We start from the raw sequence: 10360 nt of genomic DNA on the forward strand, positions 1-10360 counted from the left end.
CCTTCTTTATGCAGCGCACGCAGGATGTTCAGCGCCGCCGCCGGGGTGTCGAGACCCACGCCATTGCCGATGCGACCGTCGCGGGTCGGGTAGTTGGCGAGGATCAGGGCGATGCGTTTTTCAGCGTTGGGCACTCGCGCCAGATCAATCCAGCGCCGCGCCAGTTCGGCGACAAAATCCATGCGCTCCGGTTGTGGCCGATAGCAGACCACATCGGATTGACTGCGCTCGCTGCGCCAGGCCAGGTCTTTGAAGCTGATCGGTCGGCTGATGATCCGCCCGTCCAGTTCCGGCAGCGCGATATGCATCGCCAGATCACGCGGACCGAGGCCTTGCTCGCTGGCGCGCCATCCCTGCTCGTTGTCCTGGGCGCAGATCGCCTGGATCACCGGAATGTTGCGGCGAAACGGTCGCAAGTGCGGCGCTTCGGGGCTGGATTGCGCGAAACCGGTGGTGTTGAGAATCACCCCCGCCTCGACTTCGTCCAACAGGTCCTCGATCACCGTCAGGCAGCCGGGCTCTTTCAAACTGGCCAGGGCAATCGGCAACGGGTTCAACCCCGCCGCTTGCAAGCGCTGACAGAAAATATCGATGAAACCGGTGTTCGCCGCCTGCAAATGCGAGCGGTAGAACAGCACCGCCGCGACCGGTTGATCGGCCTGCCAGTCGGCTTGCCAATCCTTCAGTTCAGCCGGGCTTTTTTGCGGGTGGTAGATCGCTGTGCGCGGCAGGGTTTGTGGCTCGGCCCAAGCGTAGTCGCGATCCAGCCAACGATTGGCGAGGCAGCGAAAAAAATCCAGAGCATTGCCCATGCCACCCTGACGCAGAAACTGCCAGAGCCGATCGCGGTCTTCCGCGCCCACCGTGCTTAGGTCGCTGAGTTCCGGGTCCGGGCGGTCATCGCCTGGCACCAGAATCAGTTGCACGCCGCGCTGGGACAACTCCACCAAGCGCTCGACGCCGTAACGCCAATAGGCGATGCCACCGTGCAGCGAAATCAGAATGACCTTGGCATGGCGCAGCACTTCGTCGACATACAGGTCGACCGACGCGTGGTTCTGCACCTGCATCGGGTTGGCCAGGCGCACGCTAGGGTAATCGTCGGGCAACTGCTGCGCGGCTTCGGCGAGCAGCGCCAGGCTGGAGTCGCCGCTGCACAGGATCACCAGCTCGGCGGGGGTTTGTCCAAGGTCGGCGATGTTGTCATCCGACACGAAACCGCCGGGCTGAGTCCTGAGCAGGTGCATGGCTTAAACGCTGAGCGCGGCGCGCAATTGCGCTTCAAGCAGAGTGGCGTCCAGCTCCTGACCGATCAACACCAGGCGCGTGGTACGCGCTTCGTCGGCGCCCCACTGACGGTCGAAATGCTTGTCGAAACGTGTGCCCACGCCCTGAATCAACAGGCGCATCGGTTTGTTCGGGATCGCCGCAAAACCTTTGACGCGCAGGATGCCGTGCTGGACCACCAGCTGGGTCAGCGCGTCCAGCAGCAGGCTTTCGTCGGCTTGCGGCAGTTCGATGGAGATGGAATCGAATGCGTCGTGGTCATGCTCATCGTGATGGCCGTCTTCACCTTCATGGTGGTGATCGTGATGGCTGTGACGGCTGTCGATGTGTTCTTCAGAACCGGCGCCGAGGCCGATCAGCACGTCCAGTGGCAGACGACCGCTGCTGGCTTCGATGACTTTCACCGCTGGCGGCAATTCTTCAGCGACTTCCAGGCGTACACGGGCCAGGTCTTCAGGGCTGATCAGGTCGGCCTTGTTGAGGATCACCAGGTCGGCGCTGGCGAGTTGGTCAGCGAACAGCTCGTGCAGCGGCGATTCGTGATCCAGGTTCGGGTCAAGTTTGCGCTGGGCATCGACCTGGTCCGGGAAAGCCGCGAAGGTGCCGGCGGCGACCGCTGGGCTGTCGACCACGGTGATCACCGCGTCAACGGTGCAGGCGCTGCGGATTTCCGGCCATTGGAAGGCTTGTACCAGCGGTTTTGGCAGGGCCAGGCCCGAGGTTTCGATGAGGATGTGGTCAAGGTCGCCGCGACGGGCGACCAGTTCGCGCATCACCGGGAAGAACTCTTCCTGAACGGTGCAGCACAGGCAGCCGTTGGCCAGTTCGTAGACGCGGCCGTTGGCTTCTTCTTCAGTGCAACCGATGGAGCACTGTTTGAGGATTTCGCCGTCGATGCCCAGCTCGCCGAACTCGTTGACGATCACCGCAATGCGGCGGCCCTGAGCGTTGTCGAGCATGTGCCGCAGCAAGGTGGTTTTGCCCGAGCCGAGAAAGCCGGTAACGATGGTGACGGGGAGTTTGGCCAGTGTTTTCATCGGATGCCCTTTGGCAAGGTGGCGGGCATACGGGACGACAATCGCTGCGACGGATGCGCGCGCGGAAGAGTTCGCCACCGGATCACCCCGCCCGGTTGTAGTGAGAATCTGTGTCGAGGCAGGTCTCCTGGCTGACGGTGTGCCGGGCTTGTGGGCCTGGCATTCACTGCGCCTTCCCGCGAACCCGTTGCACAGGGTTTGCAGTGGCGTGGCAGCGAACATCACCGTTCACAGTTGCGGGGGCAGCCGCGGCATCGACCGCGTTCCCTTCTTAGCTTCGGCAGACGCCGAAGAACCTCGAAAGCGCAAGGCTACGCATCGTGTGGGGGCGGGTCAATGTCCTACAAAGAGCCAATCATCATTCGGTTCCAACTGAGAACCCTTGCCAATTGACGCCCAACCCCCGCCCATGCTCTCCTACACGCCTTGTTACGGGTGCCCTTCACAGGGTGAAACGGGAAACCGGTGAATCATGTGCTTTACTCTAAAGTCATGTCAGTCCGGTGCTGCCCCCGCAACGGTAAGCGAGCGAAGCGTCAGATCCACTGTGCCAGCAGTTCGGCATGGGAAGGTGATGCTTGCAGGTCAAGGCGAAAGCCAGTGCCCCTCGTGAGCCCGGAGACCGGCCCGCAACACAAAGTGACCATTACGATCACTGAATAACAAACCCGCGGTGGGCGGGCGCTGTTTGAACCTCTGCGTGCCCGACTCGCAGGGGTCTTCCATGCGCTCTATATCACCCGCTGACAGACCAGAGGGAAGCGCCATGTCGATCATCAGCAGCACCGGCAGCAACACCGATAAGAGCACCGCCAGCACCACCAATACCCTGACTCAACGCCTGACCGCCGCCGTGTGCGCGTCGATCCTGGGTGCTAGCCTTGTGTATTTCGCCGGTTTCTCGCACATCGAGGCCGTGCACAACGCCGCTCACGATACCCGCCACAGCTCTGCATTCCCGTGCCATTGAGACTTGCCGACATGATCAAGCGTATTGCGCAAACCGCAGGGTTCACCGGGCTGCTGGCCGCCCTGTTGCTGACCCTGCTGCAAAGCTTCTGGGTGGCTCCGCTGATTCTGCAGGCCGAGACGTTCGAAAAATCCGAGCCCGCCGCTGTTGAAGTTCACGAACACGCCGCAGGTGCTGTCGCCGCTCACACCCACGATGCTGAAGCCTGGGAACCGGAAGACGGCTGGCAGCGCGTGCTGTCCACTACCGGCGGCAACCTGGTGGTAGCGGTCGGTTTCGCCCTGATGCTGGCCGGTCTTTACACCTTGCGCGCACCGACCAAAACCTCCCAAGGCCTGCTTTGGGGCCTGGCCGGTTATGCGACGTTCGTGCTGGCACCGACCCTCGGTCTGCCGCCTGAACTGCCGGGCACTGCCGCAGCTGATTTGGCGCAGCGGCAGATCTGGTGGATCGGCACGGCTGCCTCCACCGCTGTCGGTATCGCGCTGATCGTGTTCAGCCGTCACTGGCTGATGAAGATCCTCGGCGTGGCGATCCTGGCCGTTCCTCACGTGATCGGCGCGCCACAACCGGAAGTGCATTCGATGCTCGCTCCAGAAGCCCTGGAAGCTCAGTTCCAAATCGCTTCGCAGCTGACCAACGTGGCATTCTGGCTGGCCCTGGGCCTGATCAGTGCCTGGTTGTTCCGCCGCAAAAGCGATGGTCAGTACCACGCATGACTGAGATCAGCACAGCGCCGACTTTAGTGGTCGGCCTGGGCTGCCAGCGCGGCTGCCCCGTCAGCACGCTGCGGGCGCTGCTCGATCAGGCGTTACAGGCTCATAAAATTGAACTTCACCAGATCAAGGCCCTGGCCAGCATCGACCTGAAGCGCGACGAACCTGGCTTGATCGAATTGGCCGAACAGCTTGAGTTACCGTTGATGTACTTCAGCAGCGAACAACTGGCCGGCTATCAACCACAACTCAGCCACCGCTCGGACATCGCGTTCGAACGCACCGGCTGCTACGGCGTAGCGGAAAGTGCCGCCCTGGCCCTTGCCGAACAACTGACCCAGGCACCGGCAAAATTGCTGATTTCACGACAAAAATATGCCCAGGCCACCTTGGCATTGGCCTGCGCTGCATAAAATCCTCGATAATCCCCGCCATCGATCATGAGCAATCTTCATCTGAAGCCTTGCCCAGCCCCTTTTTCTCACAGGAACCGACGATGACCGTCTACTTCATTGGCGCAGGTCCCGGCGACCCGGAACTGATCACCGTCAAAGGCCAACGGCTGATTCGCAGCTGCCCGGTGATCATCTATGCCGGCTCCCTGGTGCCCGCCGCCGTGCTGGAAGGCCATCGCGCCGAACAGGTGGTCAATAGCGCCGAACTGCACCTGGAACAGATCATCGAGCTGATCAAATCCGCCCATGCCAATGGCCAGGACGTGGCCAGGGTGCACTCCGGCGATCCGAGTCTTTATGGCGCGATTGGCGAGCAGATCCGCTACCTGCGCGAACTCGACATCCCGTTTGAAATCATTCCCGGCGTCACGGCCACGGCGGCCTGCGCGGCACTGTTGGGCGCGGAACTGACGTTACCGGACGTGTCGCAAAGCGTGATCCTGACCCGCTATGCCGACAAAACCGCGATGCCCGCCGGCGAAGAGCTTGGCAGCCTGGCGCAGCATGGGGCGACCATGGCCATTCATCTGGGGGTCAATCATCTGGAGAAGATCCTGGTCGAATTGTTGCCGCATTACGGCGCGGACTGCCCGATCGCGGTGATTCACCGGGCGACCTGGCCGGATCAGGACTGGGTGGTGGGGACGCTTGAAGACATTGCCGCGAAGGTTGAAGCCAAGGGGTTTCGGCGCACGGCGTTGATTCTGGTGGGTCGGGTGTTGGGCAGTGATCACTTCAGTGAATCATCGCTGTACCGTGCCGGGCATGCGCATTTGTATCGGCCCTAAGATCAAAAGATCGCAGCCTCCGGCAGCTCCTACAGGAGAACTCATTCCCATGTAGGAGCTGCCGAAGGCTGCGATCTTTTAAAGCTTCACCCATAAAAAACGGCACTCACGGGTGCCGTTTTTTCGTTTCTGCAGCGAACACCTTACTTAGTAGTAGGCGTTTTCTTTCTGCGTGTGGTCGGTGACGTCACGAACGCCCTTGAGCTCGGGAATGCGCTCGAGCAAGGTGCGCTCGATGCCTTCGCGAAGGGTGACGTCTGCCTGGCCGCAGCCCTGGCAACCGCCGCCGAACTTCAGCACGGCGATGCCGTCTTCGACCACATCGATCAGGCTGACCTGACCGCCGTGGCTGGCCAGCCCCGGGTTGATCTCGGTTTGCAGGTAATAGTTGATACGCTCATTGACCGGACTGTCGGCGCTGACCATCGGTACTTTGGCGTTTGGCGCCTTGATGGTGAGCTGGCCGCCCATACGGTCGGTGGCGTAGTCGACTACCGCATCGTCCAGGAAAGCTTCGCTGAACGAGTCGATGTAGGCAGTGAAGCTTTTGAGCCCCAGCGCCGTGTCTTCAGGTTTTTCTTCGCCCGGCTTGCAATAAGCAATGCAGGTTTCGGCGTACTGGGTGCCAGGCTGGGTGATAAAGACGCGGATGCCGATGCCTGGGGTGTTCTGCTTGGAGAGCAGATCAGCCAGATAATCGTGGGCGGCGTCGGTAATGGTAATAGCGGTCATGGAAACTCCTCGCAGGCTTGGGCGCAGTTTACGCCAATCATCGCGCCGTACAAAGTCCTAGTATTTTTGTCGGGAAAGATGCGCCTGTCGATCAAAGATTCTCGTACCGGTTCATGTCCAGCACGCCCTCTTCCACCGGATCGGTCTCATGGACGTACCGGCTCAGGTCATGGAAGTAGAACCAGAACTGCGGATGGCTGCGGCGAATACCCCAGCGCTCGACGATTTTTTCGAAGCGATTAGCGTCCTTGGCGTTTTCCATCTCGCCCACGAACTCAGGCACTTGCTCGGCCGGAATGTTGAACATGAAGTTCGGATAGCTGCTGAGCACGCCCGGATAAATAGTCAATGTGTCGAGTCCTGGCTGATACCGCAGGGATTCACCGAGCAGGAACGCAACGTTACTGTGCGCGCGGTTGCGCAGCAGGCTGTAGACCTCGCGCTTGCCGCTCGCGGTTTCGATGCGCAGCAGGGTCGCTTCCGGCAACTGATCGATCACCTTCAGCCCGGCCGCCGGACGCGAAGTCAGGCGACTCAACGCCTGCTCGGCGCTCTGCGAGGCCAGATCTATGTTCGGCCGCGAGCAATAAGCACCGTCACAACGGTTGATCGGATCAGGCTTGGCGTTGAGGTCGCCGTAACGGGCCAGCAACTGCAGGGCGAAATCGCGTTTCGGGTCCTTTTCGTCCAGTACCAGCGCCGTCTCTTTGTCGTTATCGATGGACTCGTAGTCCAGCCACATCTTGAATTTGCCGCCGCTCTGGTACCAGTCGTCGAGGTAATCGTCGCGCGAATCGGCCGGCATCAAGCGCAGGAAGTTTTGCTCGGCACCGTTGCGGATCAGGTCGAAGTACAGGCGCGTTTGCGCCTGATGGGAGACGTTACCGAACACGTCGAAGTTGACCGCCAACTGGTAATACGTGCGCTCCAGCAGCGGGAAGTCGAACAGCCACATCGTTTGCGGCACGTCACCGATCAGGCCTTTGTTCACCGAGGCACTGTCGAAATGCCGGAAGATCGTCAGCAAGGCGTTATCGTTGCCAGCCCATAAGGTCGACCAGCTCGGCGCCGGCGCATCGGCGTAACTGTCACGGCGCAGCGCCTCGTACTCGTTACGCTTGTTGCGGTAGTCATGCCACAGGCTCAGGACACTGCCGACGTCATCGTTCTGCCCCGGCATCGCCAGTAACGGCGTGGCTTGGCCCCGGTAGTTCGGGTCGATGATGTAGAGGTCGTGTTCCGGTGCCTGGAACAGCGCCCAGAAGTTGTCACGGATCACGTCAGTGGCAATCTGGCCCCGACAGACCGGGCCGCGAATGAAGGTCCGCACGAAGTATTCGGCGTTATCGAGCATGAACTGATAACGCGCCTGGGCCGGGATCGCCTCGAACGTGGTGAACGGATTGGCCCGACGCTCCGGCCCGTAGCCCGGCAAGGCGTTGACCTGCCAGTTGCCGTTATAGAAGAGGCTTTTGATCCGTGCCATCTTCGCCGCGCTCAACGGGTAGGTGATGTGGGTCTTCTGCACAATCACGCCTTGCACCGGCCACAAGCGGTAATACACCTGAGTGCCTGGATCGTCATTCGGGCGGCGTGTGTTGATCAGATCGATCGGCTGGCCGGTCGGCGTGCGCGACCGTACCCACTGAAAGAAATGCCCCGGCTCGCCGTCCTTGAAATAGAGATGAGCGAGAAACCAATGCTCGAACAACCAGCGCCCCACCAGGCTTTGCCGTGCGCCCGGTGCGTTGAGCAGGTTTTCCCACTGCACCACCTGCAACGCTTCTTTGGCGCTCGGCACAAGGCCTTGCTCGTCAATCGGCGCGCCGGACGCGAGCCAACGTTGCAGCGTCTGGTACTGCTGATCGGTCAGGCCGGTGACCGCCAGCGGCATGCCCTCTTTGGGATGTGATTTGGCGTAGCCGTCGAACTCGGCCGGCAGGGCGCACATGTTTTCCCGGTTCAGGCCAAGGACGATGTCCTCCGGCAGCTTGGCATTGGGTTGCAAGGGGGTTTTGTGGCCCAACTCAAGCATCCGCGCCATCAACGCGGCCTGACTGCCCTGAGCGTCGAGCACCGAATAGAAGTCCTTTTGCTGCCAGGCGCGTTTACCGAAGGCGTCATAAAACAGCCGGGTCGGCGCGGCAGCCTGGCGGCGTTCGCCGTCGTAGACCGGGATCTTGGTCGCGCCACGGGCAGCCCCTTCGCCACTGCCCAGATTCAGCTGACAGGCGGCGTCATAGCAGGCATGGCAGGCCACGCACTTTTCGGTGAAGATCGGTTGGATGTCGCGGCTGTAGGAAATGGCAGAGGAAATGGCCGGATCCTGCGCGGCGGCGCCCCAGCTTAAAAACAGCAAAATAATGCTGATGACGCGAAAAGACATATCCCTGGTCCCGATCATGAAAAAACGCCGCGATTCTACCGGTCTGATCCCTGCACCAACATGAGCGATATTCATGCAAAACCGCGGCATGCTCTAAAACCACGCAGGTTTGCTATTATCCCGCCCCTTCGTCATGGTCTTTCCGAGTAGTCCAAATGTCCGATCGCAGTGTTCGCCTTCAAGCTCTCAAGCACGCCCTCAAAGAGCGCATCCTGATTCTCGATGGCGGCATGGGCACGATGATCCAGAGCTACAAGCTTGAAGAGCAGGATTACCGCGGCAAACGCTTCGCCGACTGGCCAAGTGACGTCAAGGGCAACAACGACCTGTTGATCCTGACGCGCCCGGACGTGATTGGCGCCATCGAGAAAGCCTACCTGGATGCTGGCGCCGACATTCTGGAAACCAACACCTTCAACGCCACCCATGTGTCCCAGGCCGACTACGGCATGCAGGACCTGGCGTACGAGCTAAACGTAGAAGGCGCACGTCTGGCGCGCAAGGTTGCTGACGCCAAGACCCTGGAAACCCCGGACAAGCCGCGCTTCGTTGCTGGCGTGCTCGGTCCTACAAGTCGCACCTGCTCGCTGTCGCCTGACGTGAACAACCCCGGCTACCGCAACGTGACCTTCGATGAACTGGTGGAAAACTACACCGAGGCCACCAAAGGCCTGATCGAAGGCGGCGCCGACCTGATCCTGATCGAAACCATTTTCGACACCTTGAACGCCAAAGCGGCGATCTTCGCGGTGCAAGGTGTTTACGAAGAACTCGGCGTCGAACTGCCGATCATGATCTCCGGCACCATCACCGATGCCTCCGGCCGTACGCTCTCCGGCCAGACCACCGAAGCCTTCTGGAACTCCGTGGCCCACGCCAAGCCGATTTCGGTCGGCCTGAACTGCGCCCTCGGCGCCAGCGAGTTGCGTCCGTACCTGGAAGAGCTGTCGAACAAGGCCAGCACCCACGTTTCCGCGCACCCGAACGCCGGCCTGCCGAACGAATTCGGCGAGTACGACGAACTGCCGTCGGAAACCGCCAAGGTCATCGAAGAGTTCGCCCAAAGCGGCTTCCTCAACATCGTCGGCGGTTGCTGCGGCACCACGCCGGGCCACATCGAAGCCATCGCCAACGCCGTGGCCGGTTATGCGCCGCGTGAAATACCGGACATTCCAAAGGCCTGCCGCCTTTCGGGCCTGGAACCGTTCACCATCGATCGCAACTCGTTGTTCATCAACGTCGGCGAGCGGACCAACATCACCGGTTCAGCCAAGTTCGCCCGCCTGATCCGTGAAGACAACTACACCGAAGCCCTGGAAGTCGCCCTGCAACAGGTCGAAGCCGGCGCCCAGGTGATCGACATCAACATGGACGAAGGGATGCTCGATTCGAAGAAGGCCATGGTGACCTTCCTCAACCTGATTGCCGGTGAGCCGGACATCTCCCGCGTACCGATCATGATCGACTCTTCAAAATGGGAAGTGATTGAAGCCGGCCTCAAGTGCATCCAGGGCAAGGGCATCGTCAACTCCATCAGCATGAAGGAAGGCGTCGAGCAGTTCATTCATCACGCCAAACTGTGCAAACGCTACGGTGCCGCAGTCGTCGTGATGGCCTTCGACGAAGCCGGCCAGGCCGACACCGAAGCGCGCAAGAAAGAAATCTGCAAACGCTCCTACGACATTCTGGTCAACGAAGTCGGCTTCCCGCCGGAAGACATCATCTTCGACCCGAACATCTTCGCCATCGCCACCGGCATCGAAGAACACAACAATTACGCTGTGGACTTCATCAACGCCTGTGCCTACATCCGTGACGAACTGCCGTACGCGCTGACCTCCGGTGGTGTGTCCAACGTGTCGTTCTCGTTCCGTGGCAACAACCCGGTGCGCGAGGCGATTCACTCGGTGTTCCTGCTGTATGCGATCCGCAACGGCCTTACCATGGGTATCGTCAACGCCGGCCAGCTGGAGATCTACGACCAGATCC

9 protein-coding genes and 2 riboswitches are annotated in these 10360 nt (G+C 60.6%); of the genes, 5 read left to right on the top strand and 4 right to left on the bottom strand.

Going from position 1 to position 10360, the window contains the following annotated elements:
- On the bottom strand, positions 1 to 1247 hold a 1247-nt coding region (locus WLY71_RS26875; RefSeq protein WP_347805966.1), incomplete at its 3' end, for a cobaltochelatase subunit CobN.
- A 3-nt stretch (positions 1248 to 1250) separates the two neighbouring features.
- Entirely contained in the window at positions 1251 to 2324 is a 1074-nt protein-coding gene (gene cobW, locus WLY71_RS26880; RefSeq protein ID WP_347805967.1) for a cobalamin biosynthesis protein CobW, read from the bottom strand.
- A gap of 100 nt (positions 2325 to 2424) precedes the next feature.
- Positions 2425 to 2639: riboswitch (cobalamin riboswitch) on the bottom strand.
- Positions 2640 to 2740: 101 nt separating this feature from the next.
- Positions 2741 to 2969, top strand: a riboswitch (cobalamin riboswitch).
- A gap of 121 nt (positions 2970 to 3090) precedes the next feature.
- On the opposite strand from cobW, the gene WLY71_RS26885 reads away from it, so the two are divergent.
- The 4 genes from WLY71_RS26885 (at position 3091) to cobM (ending at position 5253) form a co-directional block, all read left to right on the top strand.
- Entirely contained in the window at positions 3091 to 3294 is a 204-nt protein-coding gene (locus tag WLY71_RS26885) for a CbtB domain-containing protein (protein WP_218537143.1), read from the top strand.
- Between the two features lie 11 nt (positions 3295 to 3305).
- On the top strand, positions 3306 to 4013 hold the full coding sequence (locus WLY71_RS26890; RefSeq protein WP_347805968.1) for a CbtA family protein: 708 nt from the start codon (positions 3306 to 3308) through the stop codon (positions 4011 to 4013).
- On the top strand, positions 4010 to 4423 hold the full coding sequence (locus WLY71_RS26895) for a cobalamin biosynthesis protein (RefSeq protein ID WP_347805969.1): 414 nt from the start codon (positions 4010 to 4012) through the stop codon (positions 4421 to 4423). Before WLY71_RS26890 ends, WLY71_RS26895 begins: the two co-directional genes overlap by 4 nt.
- Positions 4424 to 4506: 83 nt before the next feature.
- Positions 4507 to 5253, top strand: coding sequence for a precorrin-4 C(11)-methyltransferase (gene cobM, locus WLY71_RS26900; protein ID WP_347805970.1), 747 nt, complete (start codon positions 4507 to 4509; stop codon positions 5251 to 5253).
- Positions 5254 to 5400: 147 nt separating this feature from the next.
- Here cobM and nfuA read toward each other — a convergent pair whose 3' ends face one another.
- Both nfuA and WLY71_RS26910 read right to left on the bottom strand, forming a co-directional pair.
- Entirely contained in the window at positions 5401 to 5985 is a 585-nt protein-coding gene (nfuA, locus tag WLY71_RS26905; RefSeq protein ID WP_008150988.1) for a Fe-S biogenesis protein NfuA, read from the bottom strand.
- Between the two features lie 91 nt (positions 5986 to 6076).
- Positions 6077 to 8371: a fatty acid cis/trans isomerase gene (locus tag WLY71_RS26910; RefSeq protein ID WP_347805971.1), complete on the bottom strand. Its 2295-nt coding sequence runs from the start codon at positions 8369 to 8371 to the stop codon at positions 6077 to 6079.
- Positions 8372 to 8526: 155 nt separating this feature from the next.
- On the opposite strand from WLY71_RS26910, the gene WLY71_RS26915 reads away from it, so the two are divergent.
- A partial coding sequence (locus WLY71_RS26915) for a homocysteine S-methyltransferase family protein (protein WP_347805972.1) occupies positions 8527 to 10360 on the top strand: 1834 nt, incomplete at its 3' end.

The organism is Pseudomonas rossensis (assembly GCF_039888995.1).
GTDB classification, from domain to species: domain Bacteria; phylum Pseudomonadota; class Gammaproteobacteria; order Pseudomonadales; family Pseudomonadaceae; genus Aquipseudomonas; species Aquipseudomonas rossensis.